The following is a 17,833-nucleotide window of genomic DNA, read 5'->3' on the forward strand; positions in this document are numbered from 1 at the left end:
CTATCGTCGTGGCAGGCGTCGCCCGGGGGAGGATCGAGAATGAGCCAGGATATCCCGACACTCTACGAATGGGCCGGCGGCATCGAAGCCCTCAATCGGCTGACGGAAACCTTTTACGACAAGGTGTCCCGCGACCCGGTGGTCGGCCCGGTGTTCAAACACATGTCGCCGGATCATCCCGCGCATGTCGCGGCCTTTATCGGCGAGGTTTTTGGCGGGCCGAAGACCTACAGCGAGAAATTTGGCGGTCACCGCGAGATGGTCATGCATCATCTCGGCAAGCATTTGACGGAGGAACAGCGCCGCCGCTGGATCAGCCTGCTTGCCGATGCCGCCGATGCGGTCGGGTTGCCGGACGATCCCGAATTCCGCTCCGCCTTCATCGGCTATGTCGAATGGGGATCGCGGCTGGCCAAGATGAACTCTGCCCTCGGCGAGACTTGCGACCCGCAGACCGAACCGATGCCGGCCTGGGGCTGGGGCGTGCCGGGCGGGCCGTACAAGCCGCCGGCCGGGGGCTGAGCGCCGGCATGCGGCTTCAGGCAGGCGAAAAATCGAGATAGGCAGGGACGGGCTGGTCATCACCTATCCGGATTTCCGGCAAAGGATCTGAAAGCGCGTCAGACAACTCTTTACAGCGCGCCCGGAAGCTTTTAGGAAGCGCCTGCGCTGAAACGCGCGTACGGGCATAGCTCAGTTGGTAGAGCGGCGGTCTCCAAAACCGCAGGTCGTAGGTTCGAGCCCTGCTGCCCGTGCCATTTTCCTCGTTGGAATCCGGCATTTTAGACGCCTTGTTTTGGCTCCTCGTTTGGTTGGGCTGAAGCCGCGTACTCGACGAGCGACGTTCCGAAGGCATGCGCAGAGCGAGAGCGCTGATGCGCAATGCCGAAGTGGGCGTATTTCCACGAACCGATTTCCTTGATCCAACTGCCATTGGCGAGCCAATTGCCATTTGCGTTCACAATTCAGAATAGGCATATTTTGCTGCCGCCGGCTGCTTTTCAGCGGCTGCGAATTATTGGAAGCGGGATGCTGGCCTGGCTTCTGAAATTTTCTGAACAGGGCTCTTGAACCCGTTTTCGGCCCTTCCTAATTCGTTTCGCGCCGAGGCCGATTGGCTTGGCAAAAGACGGCGCTGCTGGGCGGCGCCCTTGTACCCATGTTGCTTCAAGGAGGATGTGGCTATGAGAACCTTTGATACTCTCTATCGGACCACCGTCGGTTTCGACCGGCTTTTCGACATGCTCGACAGCGGCACGCGTCCAGACTGGCCGCCCTATAACATCGAGAAGGTCGACGAGAACGATTACCGTATCTCGATGGCCATCGCAGGCTTCAGCCAGGATGAGGTTGAGCTGACCCAGCATGGACCCGAACTGGTCGTGGTAGGCCAGAAGGCTGATGATCAGAGCGGACGCCAGCTGCTGCACCAGGGCATCGCCTACCGCAGTTTCAGGCAGACGTTCAAGCTTGCCGACCACATGAAGATCAAGGCAGCAAACCTTGAGAAGGGTCTCCTGACCATCGACATCGTCCGTGAGATTCCCGAAGAGCTGAAGCCGCGCCGCATCAGCATCGGGGCCGGCGACGCTCAGGTGGGCGGCAAGCAGATCGCCCAGGATACGGAACGCACCCGCAAAGCGGCCTGATCGTATCGATTCAGTTATCCCTGCGGTCCGCCTCCCGGCTTCGGCCGGGAGGCCCAGATTGCGGAGAATGGAGATGGACAACTTCTACGAGACACCGACACTTTCTGCGGCACGCTCGGGCAAAATTGAAACTTCTTTGTGCCTGCTCGACAATCCAGACGACGTCATCAACCATCCACGCCTCAGCCGTGGAGAAAAGCGGGCACTGCTTTCCTCGTGGGCGTCCGATGCCTGCGCGGTGGAAAACCAGCCTGCCTTGCGCCGCCTGGACAACGGCACGGTAATCCCTGTCGACCAGATTCTGAGGGCGTTGAAGGCTCTGGATGAGAAACCCACGCTGGGGAAAGAGACTTCAGGCCGGTGCTGCCTTGGCGACCCTCCTCGCGCCGCAGCGGTCTCAAAGCTTGGCGGCGTCGTGGCCGTTCTTTCGGCCCCGACGATGACGACGACCCGCCCCCGTGCCCGGCAGCGATCGCGCCGCGCCCACGCCCACCATGCGGAATGGGCGCAGTGGCCGGGGTCGAACTCGCCTGTGCCTAACTAACCCTGGGTTGATCCAGCTGCCTCGGCATGGGCAGCTGGATTCCAATCTTGCGTGCGCTTCATTTGGTTTCCAAAACAGCAGGTCGCAGGTTCGTCCGCAACGCCATTTCCTCGAACTTGTAATCGCGTGCCTGATTTCCGGATCCACCTCCTGGAATTGGGGTCCGGCATTGAAAAAGGGCAGGTGGCTTGCCATATTGGGCGAACTGAGGCATAAGGCCCCGATAGCCGGGACGGGACGACTGGATGGTTCCGAGGCGGCGTTTGGTCATAAAGCGGACACTTGCCACTTGCGTGGATCAAGAATCGGTTTTATGTAGACACAACAGACACGCGACGCGTGGAGCTGGGAAGCCGGCTTTACGCGTCCGATTTGCATGGGCGAAATGGCGCTGATTTGGCGCCGACTTGAACCCAGGCGGCACGTCCCGGCCAGCGGGATCATCCAGGAGACCCGGCCAACGGGTCTTGAAGACAGAGCGGCATATGGCTTCGAAAACCACAAATCCTTTCGTCTTTCTCCAGCAGGTTCGCGCGGAAACCGCCAAGGTGACTTGGCCGTCGCGCCGGGAGACGATGATCTCGACGGTGATGGTGCTCGTATTCGCGGTCATCGCGATGATCTTTTTCTTCACCGCCGACGTGGCCATGGGCTACGCGATCGAGCGGTTACTGAGCCTCGGCCATTAAGTCCGGCGATTACGGAGAAGTCTTGAAATGACCGCGCGCTGGTACATCGTCCACGCCTATTCGAACTTCGAAAAGAAGGTCGCTGAGGACATTGAGAACAAGGCCAAGCAGAAGGGCCTGTCCGCCGATATCGAACAGATCGTGGTGCCGACCGAGAAGGTCGTCGAGATCCGCCGCGGCCGCAAGGTCGATGCCGAGCGCAAGTTCTTTCCGGGCTATGTGTTGCTCAAGGCCAATCTGACCGATGCGGTGTTCTCGCTGGTCAAGAACACGCCGAAGGTCACCGGCTTCCTCGGTGACTCCAAGCCGGTGCCGATCACCGAAGCCGAGGCGCAGCGCATCCTGAACCAGGTTCAGGAAGGCGTCGAGCGGCCGAAGCCCTCGGTCACTTTCGAGATCGGCGAGGCGATCCGCGTTTCGGATGGCCCGTTCGCCTCGTTCAACGGTTTCGTCCAGGAAGTGGACGAGGAGCGGGCGCGGCTCAAGGTGGAAGTATCGATCTTCGGGCGCGCCGTGCCGGTCGATCTGGAATTCGGACAGGTCGAAAAGGGCTGATCCGAAAACCCTGCGCCGGTTCGCCGGCAAGGGGAGGCGGCGCGGAAAGCGCGCGGCCATGAACGGGTGGGAGGCGAATGCGGCTTTAGCCGGCCGCGCGGACCGCACCACCAGACTGCAACCGCCGGTGTTCCCGATACTGGGGCCGGCATGAGATAAAGGCAGGAAAGAGATGGCTAAGAAAATTGCAGGCCAGCTCAAGCTCCAGGTCAAAGCGGGATCGGCTACGCCGTCTCCGCCGATCGGCCCGGCACTTGGCCAGCGCGGCATCAACATCATGGAATTCTGCAAGGCGTTCAACGCGCAGACCCAGGAAATGGAAAAGGGATCGCCGATCCCGGTCGTCATCACCTATTACCAGGACAAGTCCTTCACCTTCGTCATGAAGACGCCGCCGGTGAGCTACTTCCTGAAAAAGGCGGCGAACTTGACGTCAGGTTCGAAAGAGCCGGGCAAGATCAAGGCCGGCACGATCGGCCGCGACAAGGTGCGCGCCATCGCCGAACAGAAGATGAAGGATCTGAACGCAAACGACGTCGAGGCGGCCATGCGCATGGTCGAGGGCTCCGCCCGCTCGATGGGTCTGGAAGTGGTGGGCTGAGATCATGGCAAAGATTGCAAAGCGTGTATCGAAGTCCCGTGACGGCATCGACCCCAACAAGGCCTATGCCCTTGGTGAGGCGCTGAAGCTGCTCAAGGACCGTTCGACGGTGAAGTTCGACGAGACCATCGAAGTGGCGATGAACCTCGGCGTCGACCCGCGCCATGCCGACCAGATGGTCCGCGGCGTGGTCAACCTGCCGAACGGCACCGGCCGCTCGGTCCGCGTCGCCGTGTTCGCACGTGGCGGCAAGGCCGATGAGGCTCGCGCCGCCGGCGCCGACATCGTCGGTGCCGAGGATCTGGTCGACATCGTCCAGAAGGGCACGATCGACTTCGATCGCTGCATCGCCACGCCGGACATGATGCCGCTGGTCGGCCGTCTGGGCAAGGTGCTGGGCCCGCGCGGCATGATGCCGAACCCGAAGGTCGGCACCGTCACCACCGACGTCGCCGCCGCCGTCAAGGCATCGAAGGGCGGCGCTGTCGAGTTCCGCGTCGAGAAGGCCGGCATCGTTCATGCCGGCGTCGGCAAGGTCTCGTTCGACGTCAAGGCGCTGGAAGAAAACGTCCGCGCCTTCGCCGATGCCGTGACCAAGGCAAAGCCGGCTGGCGCCAAGGGCAACTACGTCAAGAAGGTGTCGGTCACCTCGACGATGGGCCCGGGCCTCAAGCTCGACGTCTCGACGCTCGCAGCGTCTTGATACGAACATCTGGATCGGCTGCCAAGGCGCTGATCCGCAAGTGAATTCCGGGCCTCCGACTTGTCGGCGGCCCGGTACCGGAAGTCGAGAGGCTTCCGGACATCCTGTCCGAGATTGCAGGCGGCCCAGAAGCCTTAATTGAATTGGGCCTGCATGAGACGGGTGAAAACCGGACAACGGAGCGACAAGCTCCAATGAAAGGTTCGAACCGTGTTTGCCTTTTGTCTGCGCATCTCCGGCTTGCCGTCGATGTGGCGAAAGGGGGCAGGATCCTCGAGCGTCGTTCGGGAGATCTGTAATGGATGGCCCGGCCGGCAAAAAGGCAACCCGACGCCTGTCCCACTAGCGGGGCAGGGGTCAACTGGAGATAGGCAGTGGACAGAGCGGAAAAACGCGAACTCGTCACGGGCCTGAATGGTGCTTTTGCAGGCGCTGGTTCAGTCGTCGTGGCCCACTACGCCGGTATCACCGTCGCGCAAATGAACGACCTTCGGTCGAAAATGCGCGCTGCCGGTGGCACCGTCAAAGTCGCGAAGAACCGTCTCGCCAAAATCGCTCTTCAGGGCACGGACTCCGCATCGATCATCGACCTGTTCAAGGGACAGACGCTGATCGCTTATTCGGAGGATCCGATTGCGGCGCCGAAGGTCGCGTCCGATTTCGCCAAGGGAAATGACAAGTTGGTCATTCTCGGCGGCGCAATGGGCACCACCTCGCTCAACGCCGACGGTGTGAAGGCACTCGCCACACTTCCGTCGCTCGATGAGCTGCGCGCCAGGCTGGTTGGCATGATCGCCACGCCGGCAACCCGGATCGCCCAGATCGTCAATGCGCCAGCGGCTTCGGTCGCGCGCGTAATCGGCGCTTACGCCCGGAAGGACGAGGCGGCATGAGGCCGTTCCTCGCTATCACAAACACACGTTCGAACCTGATGAAGGAATACAACAATGGCTGATCTGGCAAAGATCGTAGACGACCTTTCGAAGCTGACCGTCCTCGAGGCGGCCGAGTTGTCGAAGCTTCTGGAAGAAAAGTGGGGCGTTTCGGCTGCTGCTCCGGTGGCGGTTGCCGCTGCCGGCGGCGCTGCCGCTGCTGCTGCTCCGGCTGAGGAAAAGACGGAATTCGACGTCGTCCTCACCGAGGCAGGCGCTCAGAAGATCAACGTCATCAAGGAAGTCCGCGCCATCACCGGCCTGGGCCTCAAGGAAGCCAAGGATCTGGTCGAAGCAGCTCCGAAGCCGGTCAAGGAAGCCGTTTCCAAGGCTGACGCTGAGAAGTTCAAGGCCCAGCTGGAAGCAGCCGGCGCCAAGGTCGACCTGAAGTAAGCGTAAAAGCGGCGGGCGGCCTCGCGCCGTCCGCCACTCCCTTCATCAGAGGGGAGGATGCGTAGCGCGAGATGTACGAGAACCTCTTTCCTGAGGGCCGAAACCGGCCTTCAGGAAACGGGTTTTCTCCCGTTTTAGCCGTCGCCGCCAGGCGGCGGGAAACAGATCAGGGGCCGCCGCCGAGGTGGCCGCGCATGCAAGGTGAGCCGCGGCGAGGCTCGCCCCGAGTTTATAGCTAAGGAGCGACGATGGCCCAGACCCAGACTTTCAATGGCCGCAGACGCGTACGCAAGTTCTTCGGAAAGATTCCGGAAGTTGCGGAGATGCCGAACCTGATCGAGGTTCAAAAAGCATCCTATGACCAGTTCCTGATGGTGGCGGAGCCCAAGGGTGGGCGTCCGGACGAGGGACTGCAGGCCGTTTTCAAGTCGGTTTTCCCGATCTCCGATTTCTCCGGCTCCTCGATGCTGGAGTTCGTGAAGTACGAGTTCGAAGGACCGAAATTCGACGTTGACGAATGCCGTCAGCGCGACCTGACCTATGCCGCGCCACTCAAGGTGACGCTGCGCCTCATCGTGTTCGATATCGACGAGGATACCGGCGCAAAGTCGATCAAGGACATCAAGGAGCAGGACGTCTATATGGGCGACATGCCGCTCATGACGCTCAACGGCACCTTCATCGTCAATGGCACGGAGCGCGTCATCTTCTCGCAGATGCACCGTTCGCCGGGCGTCTTCTTCGACCATGACAAGGGCAAGTCGCACTCCTCGGGCAAGCTTTTGTTTGCGGCGCGCGTCATTCCCTATCGCGGTTCGTGGCTCGACATCGAGTTCGATTCCAAGGACGTCGTGCATGCCCGCATCGACCGCCGCCGCAAGATTCCGGTGACGTCGCTCTTGATGGCGCTCGGCATGGACGGCGAAGAGATCCTGTCGACCTTCTACAACAAGATCACCTACAAGCGCGCCGGCGACCACTGGCGCATCCCGTTCAACGTCGAGCGTTTCCGCGGCCTCAAGGCCGTTGGCGACCTCGTCGATGCCGACACAGGCGAAGTTGTCGTCGAGGCCGGCAAGAAGATCACCGCCCGCCAGGCAAGGGCGCTTGGCGAAAAGGGTTTGAAGGCGATCAAGGCGACCGACGAGGATCTGCTCGGCAATTACCTGGCCGAGGACATCGTCAACTACGGCACCGGCGAGATTTTCCTCGAAGCCGGCGACGAGATCGATGAAAAGACGCTGAAGGTGCTGCTCGGCACGGGCGAAAGCGAGATCAAGGTTCTCGACATCGACCACGTCAATGTCGGCGCCTACATCCGCAATACGCTCAACGTCGACAAGAACGAGAGCCGCCAGGACGCACTGTTCGACATCTACCGTGTCATGCGCCCGGGCGAGCCGCCGACGCTTGAAACCGCCGAAGCCATGTTCAACTCGCTGTTCTTCGACTCGGAGCGCTACGACCTGTCGGCCGTCGGCCGCGTCAAGATGAACATGCGCCTCGAGCTCAAGGCTGAGGATACCGTGCGCGTGCTGCGCAAGGACGACATCCTGGCCGTGGTCAAGACGCTGGTCGAGCTGCGCGACGGCAAGGGCGAGATCGACGACATCGACAATCTCGGCAACCGCCGCGTGCGTTCTGTCGGCGAGCTGATGGAGAACCAATACCGCGTCGGCCTGCTGCGCATGGAGCGCGCGATCAAGGAACGTATGTCCTCGATCGAGATCGATACGGTGATGCCGCAGGACCTGATCAACGCCAAGCCGGCGGCTGCCGCCGTGCGCGAGTTCTTCGGTTCCTCGCAGCTGTCGCAGTTCATGGATCAGACCAACCCGCTGTCGGAGATCACCCACAAGCGCCGCCTGTCGGCACTTGGCCCGGGCGGTCTGACCCGCGAGCGCGCCGGCTTCGAAGTGCGCGACGTGCACCCGACGCATTACGGCCGCATCTGCCCGATCGAGACGCCGGAAGGCCCGAACATCGGTCTGATCAACTCGCTGGCGACCTTCGCGCGCGTCAACAAGTACGGCTTCATCGAAAGCCCGTACCGCAAGATCGTCAATGGCAAGCTGACCAATGAGGTCGTCTATCTCTCCGCTATGGAAGAGTCCAAGCACCACGTTGCGCAGGCCAACGCCGAGCTCGACAAGAATGGTGGTTTCGTCGACGAATTCGTCATTTGCCGCAGCGCCGGCGAAGTGATGATGGCGCCGCGCGAAAACGTCGATCTCATGGACGTGTCGCCCAAGCAGATGGTGTCCGTGGCCGCGGCGCTGATCCCGTTCCTCGAGAACGACGACGCCAACCGCGCGCTAATGGGCTCCAACATGCAGCGTCAGGCCGTGCCGCTGGTGCGCGCCGAAGCGCCGTTCGTAGGCACCGGCATGGAGCCGATCGTTGCCCGTGACTCGGGTGCCGCCATCGGCGCCCGCCGCGGCGGCATCGTCGACCAGGTGGACGCGACGCGTATCGTCATCCGCGCCACGGAAGATCTCGATCCCGGCAAGTCGGGCGTCGACATCTACCGGCTGATGAAGTTCCAGCGTTCGAACCAGAACACCTGCATCAACCAGCGTCCGCTGGTGCGCATGGGCGACCGCGTCAACAAGGGCGACATCATCGCCGACGGTCCGTCGACCGAGCTCGGCGATCTGGCGCTCGGCCGCAACGTGCTGGTCGCGTTCATGCCGTGGAACGGCTACAACTACGAGGACTCGATCCTGCTCTCCGAGCGCATCGTGGCCGACGACGTCTTCACCTCGATCCACATCGAGGAATTCGAGGTCATGGCCCGCGACACCAAGCTTGGACCGGAGGAAATCACGCGCGACATTCCGAACGTTTCGGAAGAAGCGCTGAAGAACCTCGACGAAGCCGGCATCGTCTATATCGGCGCGGAAGTGCAGCCGGGCGACATCCTGGTCGGCAAGATCACGCCGAAGGGCGAAAGCCCGATGACGCCGGAAGAAAAGCTCCTGCGCGCCATCTTCGGTGAAAAGGCGTCCGACGTTCGCGACACCTCGATGCGCATGCCTCCGGGCACCTTCGGCACCGTCGTCGAAGTGCGCGTCTTCAACCGCCACGGCGTCGAGAAGGACGAGCGCGCCATGGCGATCGAACGCGAGGAGATCGAACGCCTCGCCAAGGACCGCGACGACGAGCAGGCGATCCTCGACCGCAACGTCTATTCGCGCCTTTCCGACGTTCTCGTCGGCAAGGAAGCGATTGCCGGGCCGAAGGGCTTCAAGAAGGGCTCGAAGCTGTCGAAGGACACGCTGGACGAGTATCCGCGTTCGCAGTGGTGGCAGTTTGCGGTGGAGAACGAAAAGCTCCAGAGCGAACTGGAAGCCCTGCGTGGCCAGTACGACGATTCCAAGAAGGCGCTCGAGCAGCGCTTCATGGACAAGGTCGAGAAGGTGCAGCGCGGCGACGAAATGCCTCCGGGCGTCATGAAGATGGTCAAGGTCTTCGTGGCCGTGAAGCGCAAGATGCAGCCGGGCGACAAGATGGCGGGACGTCACGGCAACAAGGGTGTCGTCTCGCGGATCGTTCCGGTCGAGGACATGCCTTTCCTCGAGGACGGCACGCATGCCGATATCGTGCTCAACCCGCTGGGTGTGCCGAGCCGCATGAATGTCGGCCAGATCCTGGAAACGCATCTGGGCTGGGCATGCGCGGGCATGGGCAAGAAGATCGGCGAGCTTATCGACGCCTACAAGACGGCTGGAGACATCAAGCCGTTGCGCAAGACGCTCGAGAGCTTCATCCCGGCCAACGACCGCAACGAGCCGGTCCGCGAATATGACGACGAGAGCATCGTTCGCCTCAGCGAGCAGATGCGCCGCGGCGTCTCCATCGCGACACCGGTGTTCGACGGCGCGCATGAAGTCGACATCAACATCATGCTGGAGCAGGCGGGCCTGCACACCAGCGGTCAGTCGCAGCTCTATGACGGACGCACAGGCGAGCCGTTCGATCGCAAGGTGACGATGGGCTATATCTATATGCTCAAGCTTCACCACCTGGTGGACGACAAGATCCACGCGCGTTCGATCGGTCCCTACTCGCTCGTTACCCAGCAGCCGCTGGGCGGCAAGGCGCAGTTCGGTGGCCAGCGCTTCGGCGAAATGGAGGTCTGGGCGCTGGAAGCCTATGGCGCCGCCTACACGCTGCAGGAAATGCTGACGGTGAAGTCGGACGATGTCGCCGGCCGCACCAAGGTCTACGAGGCGATCGTGCGCGGCGACGACACGTTCGAGGCCGGCATTCCCGAGAGCTTCAACGTGCTCGTCAAGGAAATGCGGTCTCTCGGCCTCAATGTCGAGCTGGAGAATACCAAGCTCGACGACAACCCTGTCCGGCTGCCAGATGCTGCCGAATAGGGGCGCGGCCGAGTAAGCAAGACATCCGGTCGCGGAACGCCGCGACCGGATGCAACAAATTCTACGGCCAGTGGGCCGACCACTCAGCGGGCATTTGGCCCGCGTTAGATGCAAGGGGTTTTCGAGGACCCCGAAAAGGAGAACGGCATGAACCAAGAGGTCATGAATCTCTTCAATCCGCAGGCGCCGGCGCAGGTGTTCGATTCCATCCGGATATCGCTCGCCAGCCCTGAGAAGATTCTGTCCTGGTCGTTCGGCGAGATCAAGAAGCCGGAGACCATCAACTACCGCACCTTCAAGCCGGAGCGTGACGGTCTGTTCTGCGCGCGCATTTTTGGCCCGATCAAGGACTATGAATGCCTGTGCGGCAAGTACAAGCGCATGAAGTACAAGGGCGTCATCTGCGAAAAGTGCGGCGTCGAAGTCACGCTGTCGCGCGTTCGCCGCGAACGCATGGGCCACATCGAGCTGGCGGCACCTGTCGCTCACATCTGGTTCCTGAAGTCGCTGCCGTCGCGCATCGGCACACTGCTCGACATGACGCTGAAGGACATCGAGCGCGTCCTCTACTTCGAGAACTACATCGTTACCGAGCCTGGCCTCACCGCGCTGAAGGAGCACCAGCTGCTCAGCGAGGAAGAGTACATGATCGCCGTCGACGAATATGGCGAGGATTCGTTCACCGCCATGATCGGCGCCGAGGCCATTCATGACCTTCTGGCCGGCATGGACCTGGAGAAGATCGCCGGCGACCTGCGTTCGGAACTGGCTTCGACCACGTCCGAGCTGAAGCAGAAGAAGTATCTGAAGCGACTCAAGGTCGTCGAGAACTTCATGGAGTCCGGCAACCGTCCGGAATGGATGATCATGAAGGTGGTTCCGGTGATCCCGCCGGACCTGCGCCCGCTGGTTCCTCTGGATGGTGGACGTTTCGCGACGTCCGACCTGAACGATCTCTATCGCCGCGTCATCAACCGCAACAACCGTCTGAAGCGGCTGATCGAGCTGCGCGCCCCCGGCATCATCGTGCGCAATGAAAAGCGCATGCTGCAGGAAGCCGTCGATGCGCTGTTCGACAACGGCCGTCGCGGCCGCGTCATCACCGGCGCCAACAAGCGTCCGCTGAAGTCGCTGTCCGACATGTTGAAGGGCAAGCAGGGCCGGTTCCGCCAGAACCTACTCGGCAAGCGCGTCGACTATTCGGGCCGTTCGGTCATCGTCACCGGTCCGGAGCTCAAGCTGCACCAGTGCGGCCTGCCGAAGAAGATGGCGCTCGAACTGTTCAAGCCGTTCATCTACGCCCGCCTCGACGCCAAGGGGTTCTCCTCGACCGTCAAGCAGGCCAAGAAGCTGGTCGAGAAGGAGCGTCCGGAAGTCTGGGATATCCTCGACGAGGTCATTCGCGAGCATCCGGTGCTGCTGAACCGTGCGCCGACGCTGCACCGCCTGGGCATCCAGGCGTTCGAGCCGATCCTGATCGAAGGCAAGGCGATCCAGCTGCATCCGCTGGTCTGCACGGCCTTCAACGCCGACTTCGACGGCGACCAGATGGCCGTTCACGTGCCGCTCTCGCTGGAAGCGCAGCTTGAAGCCCGCGTGCTGATGATGTCGACCAACAACATCCTGCACCCGGCTTCCGGCGCGCCGATCATCGTGCCGTCGCAGGACATGGTCCTGGGTCTCTACTATCTCTCGATCGTCAATCAGAACGAGCCGGGCGAAGGCATGGTGTTTGCCGACATGGGCGAACTCCAGCACGCGCTCGAGACCAAGGCGGTGACGCTGCACTCCAAGATCAAGGGTCGTTTCCGCACGGTCGACGCCGAAGGCAAGGTCGTGTCGAAAATCTACGACACCACGCCTGGCCGCATGATCATCGGCGAGCTGCTGCCGAAGAACGTCAATGTGCCTTACGAGACGGCCAACCAGGAGATGACCAAGAAGAACATCTCCAAGATGATCGACACCGTCTACCGCCACTGCGGTCAGAAGGAGACGGTCATTTTCTGCGACCGCATCATGGCCCTCGGCTTCAGCCACGCCTGCCGCGCCGGCATTTCGTTCGGCAAGGACGACATGCTGATCCCGGACGCCAAGATCAAGCTGGTTTCCGACACCGAGGCTTTGGCCAAGGAGTACGAGCAGCAGTACAATGACGGCCTGATCACGCAGGGCGAGAAGTACAACAAGGTCGTCGACGCCTGGGCGAAGTGCTCGGAAAAGGTCGCCGACGAGATGATGGCCCGCATCAAGGCCGTCGAGTTCGAGGACAGTGGCCGTCAAAAGCCAATGAACTCGATCTACATGATGTCGCATTCGGGTGCGCGTGGTTCGCCCACCCAGATGCGTCAGCTCGCCGGCATGCGCGGCCTGATGGCAAAGCCCTCGGGTGAAATCATCGAGACGCCGATCATCTCGAACTTCAAGGAAGGCCTGACCGTGCTCGAGTACTTCAACTCGACCCACGGCGCCCGCAAGGGTCTGGCCGACACCGCCTTGAAGACGGCGAACTCGGGTTACCTCACCCGTCGTCTGGTCGACGTGGCGCAGGACTGCATCGTCAACTCCGTGGATTGCGGCACCGACAAGGGCCTCACCATGCAGCCGATCGTCGATGCCGGTCAGGTCGTTGCTTCGGTCGGTCAGCGCGTGCTGGGCCGCACCTCGCTCGACGACATCACGCATCCGGTTTCGGGCGAAGTTCTGGTCAAGGCCGGAACGCTGATGGACGAACGTGACGTGGAAAAGATCGAAAAGGCCGGCGTGCAGTCGGTCCGCATTCGCTCGGCACTGACCTGCGAGGTCAGGATCGGCGTGTGCGCGGTCTGCTACGGACGCGATCTTGCCCGCGGCACCCCGGTCAACCAGGGCGAAGCCGTCGGCGTCATCGCGGCGCAGTCGATCGGCGAGCCGGGCACCCAGCTCACCATGCGTACCTTCCACATGGGCGGTACGGCGCAGGTGGTGGACAGCTCGTTCCTTGAAGCCTCGTATGAGGGCAAGGTCGAGATCCGCAACCGCAACGTGGTGCGCAACTCGGACGGCCAGCAGATGGTCATGGGCCGCAACATGGCGGTGCTGATCCTCGACGAAGCCGGCAAGGAGCGTGCCTCGCATCGCCTTACCTATGGTTCGCGCATCTTCGTGGACGATGGCGACAAGGTGAAGCGGGGCCAGCGTATCGCCGAATGGGATCCCTATACCCGCCCTGTCCTTACCGAAATCGAAGGCAAGGTGTCGTACGAGGATCTGGTCGACGGCATTTCCGTTCAGGAAACGGCCGACGAATCGACCGGCATCACCAAGCGCGAGGTCATCGACTGGCGCTCGACGCCACGCGGCAACGACCTCAAGCCGGCGATCGCCATCCTTGACCCCAAGGGCAAGGTCGGCAAGCTGTCGAAGGGCGGCGACGCCCGCTTCCTGCTCTCGGTCGAGGCCATTCTTTCGGTCGAGCCGGGTTCGCAGGTTCGTCCCGGCGACGTTTTGGCGCGTATCCCGATGGAAAGCGCGAAGACCAAGGACATCACCGGCGGTCTGCCGCGTGTTGCCGAGCTGTTCGAGGCACGTCGTCCGAAGGATCACGCCATCATCGCCGAGATCGATGGCACGATCCGCTTCGGCCGCGACTACAAGAACAAGCGCCGCATCATCATCGAGCCGCATGACTCGACGCTTGAGCCGGTCGAATACCTGATCCCGAAGGGCAAGCCGTTCCATCTCCAGGACGGCGACGTCATCGAGAAGGGCGACTACATCCTCGACGGCAATCCGGCGCCGCACGACATCCTGGCGATCAAGGGCGTGGAAGCACTTGCTTCCTACCTCGTGAACGAAATCCAGGAAGTCTACCGTCTGCAGGGCGTGTCGATCAACGACAAGCACATCGAGGTGATCGTTCGCCAGATGCTGCAGAAGGTTGAGATCACGGTACAGGGCGACTCGACCTACATTCCGGGCGACCACGTCGACGTGATCGAACTGGAAGAGGTCAACGAGCGCCTGGTCGAGGACGGCAAGAAGCCGGCCGAAGGCCAGCCGGTGCTGCTGGGCATAACCAAGGCCTCGCTGCAGACGCCTTCCTTCATCTCGGCCGCCTCCTTCCAGGAGACGACCAGGGTGCTGACCGAAGCTGCGGTTGCCGGCAAGACCGACATGCTGCAGGGCCTGAAGGAAAACGTCATCGTCGGCCGGCTGATCCCGGCCGGTACCGGCGGCACGATGAGCCAGATCCGGCGCATCGCCACCTCGCGCGACGAACTGATCATCGACGAGCGCCGCAAGGCGTCCGGTGTCGAGGTCGCCGAGCCGATGCTGACCGACATGGTCAACGCCGCGCAGTAAGCGCGGTAGGACGAGAAGAAGGAAGGGGGCCCCAGTGGCCCCTTTTCGCGTTTTGACCCCCAATCGAATCGAGGAAAACATGAGCAAGAAGGTTTGGACTGACGTCGACGACTACATCGTTTCCTCTCTCTTCGAGGCAGATCCCATCCTCGAAGCGGTGCTTGCGGCCAACCGCGACCAGGGCCTGCCGGCCATCGACGTATCGCCGGCGCAGGGCAAGCTGCTGTCGCTGCTGGTCCGCATCAGCGGCGCCAGGAAGGTGCTGGAGATCGGCACGCTTGGCGGCTACTCGACCATCTGGATGGCAAGGGGATTGCCCGTCGGCGGCAAGATCGTGACGCTCGAACTCGAGCCGCATCATGCAAAAGTCGCGCACTCGAATCTCGAGCGGGCAGGGGTGCCGGACAAGGTCGAGCTCAGGATCGGCCCCGCGCTTCAGTCGCTTGAGACGCTGGCTGCCGAAAATGCCGGTCCGTTCGATCTGATCTTCATCGACGCGGACAAGCCGAACAACCCGAATTATCTGTCATGGGCCATGCGCCTGTCGCGGCCGGGGACGGTCATCATCTGCGACAACGTCATCCGCGACGGCACCGTGCTCAACGACGATGGCCGTGACGCGTATGTCGAAGGCGCACGCGGTGCGTTTTCCTTCATCGGCGGCGACAAGCGCCTGGACGGCACCGCCATCCAGACCGTCGGCGCCAAAGGCTATGACGGCTTTGCGATTGCGATCGTCGAGTAAGGCTGCATGGTGAGTGTCCGGACTGCGGTCCGGCAGAACTCATCGTTCAATCGAAGAACGCTCCCACCACATTGCGCTTGCCGAGCATGAAGGCGTCGGCCACGTGCTGCAGGGGTGCCAAATCGACATCGGAGACGCCGGCGCGTACGATTTCAGCGAAGCGCCGGTAAAGCTGGGGATATTCGGCCTCCGGCTCGTCGTGAACCACCTTGCCGTCGATGGCGAGCTTGGTGCCGCCGCCGGACAGCACCATCTTGCCCTTGTCGGTGTCGGCCAGGATGTCCCAGCTCTGTGGTCCCGTCTGCAGCCAGTCGAGCTCCATGGTCACCGGCAACCCATCCGAGGTACGGAAGGTCACGTGGGCCGCCACAGGCGAGGCGCGGTTTTCCGGGAAGTCGAGGACGGCCGAGGTGATGAACATCGCCGGCAGGATGTGGGTTGCGATCGACAGTGCGTTTATGCCGGGATCGAAGACGCCGAAACCGCCCGGCGCCCAGATCCAATCCTGGTTCGGATGCCAGCGGCGGACATCTTCCTTCCAGGCGATGGCAGCCGAGTTGACCTTGGCCGACGCTAGGAAGGCGCGCGCGGCCTCCACTGCCGGTGCGTAGCGCGAATGCCAGCTGGCGAACAGTGAAACGCCATTGGCTGCCGCCAGCTGCTTCAGGTCCTCGACCTCACTGACCGTAGCGCCCGGCGGCTTCTCCAGGAAAACATGCTTTTTCGCCATCAGCGCGGTGCGTGCCGCGTCGTAGCGGAACTGCGGCGGCATGCACAGCGACACGGCCTCGAGTTCCGGCACCGCGTCGAGCATCGCCTCGATGGTCGGAAAATTCGGGATGCCGTCCACCTTGCCGTGCCGGCTGGCGGCGGCGATGAGGCGGTAGTTCGCATCCTTGGCCACTGCCGGCAGATGCTGGTCGCGCACGATCTTGCCGACGCCGACGATGCCGAGCTTGATGGGACCATTGTTCGAGGGCATGGGAACTCCGCGGATTCGAATTTGGCTGGTTAAGTCGCCCGGTTCTTAGCAGAGAACCGGTGCCGGGCAAGCCGGCGCGGTGACAGGCGCAAGCAGCCGGCGACGCTCAGAGCGGAACCTCGAACGTAACGATCGACACTTCGCCTTCGAGCGCGCCCTGGAAGGCCGACAGATGCGGCTCCTCGTCGGGTACGCCCTCCATATCGCCGATCTGGTCGAGCTCAGCTTCGGCATAGCCTTCGGCGGCGAGCGATTCGAGCGCCCGGCGCACGGCCGAATCGTCGTCGGGCGCGACCAGCATCACATGCACGCCTTCCGGCTTGCCGCCCTTCTTTTTCCAGACGCGGCCGGTGATGATGGTGACCGGGCGCTCCTCATTGTCGTTCACGGGCTGATTCCTTTTGAGACGGGTGCGGGCGAGGGGATTTGCGCTGTCCATGGCGCCTTTTGCCATGAAGAACCCGCGCATGACAGCCAAAAGCCGGTCACTTTCTTGTCTGCGCGGGTCACTTTCTTCCTCTGCCTTGCAAAATGAAGAAAGAAAATTACATGCGTCTTTCACATGGCTGCCAAGCCGTCGTCAGCGCGCAATATTTGGCGTGCCGGGGTTGACGGTTCACGGTCTTGCGAGTAGAAGCCGCCCAGTCAGAACCGATGTGAGGCTCTCCCTTCCGAAGCGACACGCTTTGGAGTTTGCCTCAAACAGGGTTCGTTTTACGAGCGAAAAGACATTTCCGGCGCGCATGAAGCGGTTCCCGCTTCCTCTGCATTTTGTTCGGGCAGGACCGCGAGGCGCGGTTTATGGCCCGAATTTGCGTATGGAATTGGCGCTTTGAGCGGCCCTGACCGGGCGAGACACGGAATTGAGAGACAAGAGGGTTTAATGCCTACCGTCAACCAGCTGATCCGCAAGCCGCGCATTGCGCCGGTGAAGCGCAACAAGGTCCCGGCCATGCAGCAGAACCCGCAGAAGCGGGGCGTCTGCACGCGCGTCTATACAACGACGCCGAGGAAGCCGAACTCGGCACTGCGCAAGGTGGCCAAGATCCGCCTGACCAACGGCTTTGAAGTGATCGGCTACATCCCCGGCGAAGGCCACAACCTTCAGGAACACTCCGTGGTCATGATCCGCGGCGGCCGCGTCAAGGATCTTCCGGGCGTGCGCTACCACATCATCCGCGGCGTGCTCGACACGCAGGGCGTGAAGAACCGCAAGCAGCGCCGTTCGAAGTACGGCGCCAAGCGTCCGAAGTAAGGGGCGTCCGAAGTAAGATTTTCCGGCCCTGGCGCTGCTTGAATGCGTCGGGCTAC

The 17,833-nt window shown here is 62.0% G+C and carries 15 protein-coding genes and 1 tRNA gene; 14 read left to right on the forward strand and 2 right to left on the reverse strand.

The annotated features are described in order from the left end of the window. The first annotated feature begins 39 nt into the window (after positions 1 to 39). From ACYG9R_RS24915 to ACYG9R_RS24975, 13 genes are all read left to right on the forward strand, one after another. Complete coding sequence (locus ACYG9R_RS24915; protein WP_023823284.1) at positions 40 to 522, forward strand: group II truncated hemoglobin; 483 nt, start codon at positions 40 to 42, stop codon at positions 520 to 522. A 160-nt stretch (positions 523 to 682) separates the two neighbouring features. Next, positions 683 to 758, forward strand: a tRNA-Trp gene (locus tag ACYG9R_RS24920). Between the two features lie 426 nt (positions 759 to 1,184). Further along, positions 1,185 to 1,649: an Hsp20 family protein gene (locus tag ACYG9R_RS24925; RefSeq protein ID WP_023695292.1), complete on the forward strand. Its 465-nt coding sequence runs from the start codon at positions 1,185 to 1,187 to the stop codon at positions 1,647 to 1,649. A 73-nt stretch (positions 1,650 to 1,722) separates the two neighbouring features. Next, the gene (locus tag ACYG9R_RS24930; RefSeq protein ID WP_155923355.1) at positions 1,723 to 2,193 is read left to right on the forward strand and encodes a hypothetical protein; all 471 of its coding nucleotides are present in this window, start codon (positions 1,723 to 1,725) and stop codon (positions 2,191 to 2,193) included. A 485-nt stretch (positions 2,194 to 2,678) separates the two neighbouring features. Beyond that, positions 2,679 to 2,882 (forward strand): preprotein translocase subunit SecE, encoded by a 204-nt coding sequence (gene secE / locus ACYG9R_RS24935; RefSeq protein ID WP_023667439.1) that lies wholly within the window; start codon positions 2,679 to 2,681, stop codon positions 2,880 to 2,882. 27 nt (positions 2,883 to 2,909) lie between these two features. Beyond that, positions 2,910 to 3,437, forward strand: a complete 528-nt coding sequence (gene nusG, locus ACYG9R_RS24940) for a transcription termination/antitermination protein NusG (protein ID WP_006333333.1) — start codon at positions 2,910 to 2,912, stop codon at positions 3,435 to 3,437. A 172-nt stretch (positions 3,438 to 3,609) separates the two neighbouring features. Then, positions 3,610 to 4,038 (forward strand): 50S ribosomal protein L11, encoded by a 429-nt coding sequence (gene rplK, locus ACYG9R_RS24945; RefSeq protein ID WP_006333334.1) that lies wholly within the window; start codon positions 3,610 to 3,612, stop codon positions 4,036 to 4,038. 4 nt (positions 4,039 to 4,042) lie between these two features. Next, positions 4,043 to 4,741, forward strand: a complete 699-nt coding sequence (gene rplA, locus ACYG9R_RS24950; RefSeq protein ID WP_023667438.1) for a 50S ribosomal protein L1 — start codon at positions 4,043 to 4,045, stop codon at positions 4,739 to 4,741. A 374-nt stretch (positions 4,742 to 5,115) separates the two neighbouring features. Beyond that, the gene (gene rplJ / locus ACYG9R_RS24955) at positions 5,116 to 5,634 is read left to right on the forward strand and encodes a 50S ribosomal protein L10 (protein WP_023667437.1); all 519 of its coding nucleotides are present in this window, start codon (positions 5,116 to 5,118) and stop codon (positions 5,632 to 5,634) included. A gap of 54 nt (positions 5,635 to 5,688) precedes the next feature. Further along, positions 5,689 to 6,066, forward strand: coding sequence for a 50S ribosomal protein L7/L12 (rplL, locus tag ACYG9R_RS24960; protein WP_023667436.1), 378 nt, complete (start codon positions 5,689 to 5,691; stop codon positions 6,064 to 6,066). A gap of 248 nt (positions 6,067 to 6,314) precedes the next feature. Further along, positions 6,315 to 10,451, forward strand: coding sequence for a DNA-directed RNA polymerase subunit beta (gene rpoB, locus ACYG9R_RS24965; protein ID WP_460221851.1), 4,137 nt, complete (start codon positions 6,315 to 6,317; stop codon positions 10,449 to 10,451). 147 nt (positions 10,452 to 10,598) lie between these two features. Next, positions 10,599 to 14,795, forward strand: coding sequence for a DNA-directed RNA polymerase subunit beta' (gene rpoC / locus ACYG9R_RS24970; protein ID WP_023667434.1), 4,197 nt, complete (start codon positions 10,599 to 10,601; stop codon positions 14,793 to 14,795). A 79-nt stretch (positions 14,796 to 14,874) separates the two neighbouring features. After that, on the forward strand, positions 14,875 to 15,540 hold the full coding sequence (locus tag ACYG9R_RS24975) for an O-methyltransferase (RefSeq protein ID WP_023667433.1): 666 nt from the start codon (positions 14,875 to 14,877) through the stop codon (positions 15,538 to 15,540). A gap of 46 nt (positions 15,541 to 15,586) precedes the next feature. Here the strand turns inward: ACYG9R_RS24975 and ACYG9R_RS24980 are convergent, their stop codons facing one another. Beyond that, positions 15,587 to 16,522 (reverse strand): Gfo/Idh/MocA family protein, encoded by a 936-nt coding sequence (locus ACYG9R_RS24980; RefSeq protein ID WP_023825188.1) that lies wholly within the window; start codon positions 16,520 to 16,522, stop codon positions 15,587 to 15,589. A 106-nt stretch (positions 16,523 to 16,628) separates the two neighbouring features. After that, the gene (locus tag ACYG9R_RS24985) at positions 16,629 to 16,910 is read right to left on the reverse strand and encodes a transcriptional regulator (RefSeq protein ID WP_023713029.1); all 282 of its coding nucleotides are present in this window, start codon (positions 16,908 to 16,910) and stop codon (positions 16,629 to 16,631) included. Between the two features lie 495 nt (positions 16,911 to 17,405). Here ACYG9R_RS24985 and rpsL point away from each other — a divergent pair, with 495 nt between their 5' ends. After that, complete coding sequence (gene rpsL, locus ACYG9R_RS24990) at positions 17,406 to 17,777, forward strand: 30S ribosomal protein S12 (protein WP_027062687.1); 372 nt, start codon at positions 17,406 to 17,408, stop codon at positions 17,775 to 17,777. The last annotated feature ends 56 nt before the right edge of the window (positions 17,778 to 17,833 follow it).

The sequence above is a fragment of the Mesorhizobium sp. RSR565B genome, assembly GCF_054719465.1.

What these genes read in the sequence shown, in the direction of transcription:
- ACYG9R_RS24915 (WP_023823284.1), top strand. Translation starts at nt 40, where the DNA reads ATGAGCCAGGATATCCCGACACTCTACGAATGGGCCGGCGGCATCGAA.
- ACYG9R_RS24925 (WP_023695292.1), top strand. Translation starts at nt 1,185, where the DNA reads ATGAGAACCTTTGATACTCTCTATCGGACCACCGTCGGTTTCGACCGG.
- ACYG9R_RS24930 (WP_155923355.1), top strand. Translation starts at nt 1,723, where the DNA reads ATGGACAACTTCTACGAGACACCGACACTTTCTGCGGCACGCTCGGGC.
- secE (WP_023667439.1), top strand. Translation starts at nt 2,679, where the DNA reads ATGGCTTCGAAAACCACAAATCCTTTCGTCTTTCTCCAGCAGGTTCGC.
- nusG (WP_006333333.1), top strand. Translation starts at nt 2,910, where the DNA reads ATGACCGCGCGCTGGTACATCGTCCACGCCTATTCGAACTTCGAAAAG.
- rplK (WP_006333334.1), top strand. Translation starts at nt 3,610, where the DNA reads ATGGCTAAGAAAATTGCAGGCCAGCTCAAGCTCCAGGTCAAAGCGGGA.
- rplA (WP_023667438.1), top strand. Translation starts at nt 4,043, where the DNA reads ATGGCAAAGATTGCAAAGCGTGTATCGAAGTCCCGTGACGGCATCGAC.
- rplL (WP_023667436.1), top strand. Translation starts at nt 5,689, where the DNA reads ATGGCTGATCTGGCAAAGATCGTAGACGACCTTTCGAAGCTGACCGTC.
- rpoB (WP_460221851.1), top strand. Translation starts at nt 6,315, where the DNA reads ATGGCCCAGACCCAGACTTTCAATGGCCGCAGACGCGTACGCAAGTTC.
- rpoC (WP_023667434.1), top strand. Translation starts at nt 10,599, where the DNA reads ATGAACCAAGAGGTCATGAATCTCTTCAATCCGCAGGCGCCGGCGCAG.
- ACYG9R_RS24975 (WP_023667433.1), top strand. Translation starts at nt 14,875, where the DNA reads ATGAGCAAGAAGGTTTGGACTGACGTCGACGACTACATCGTTTCCTCT.
- ACYG9R_RS24980 (WP_023825188.1), bottom strand. Translation starts at nt 16,522, where the DNA reads ATGCCCTCGAACAATGGTCCCATCAAGCTCGGCATCGTCGGCGTCGGC.
- rpsL (WP_027062687.1), top strand. Translation starts at nt 17,406, where the DNA reads ATGCCTACCGTCAACCAGCTGATCCGCAAGCCGCGCATTGCGCCGGTG.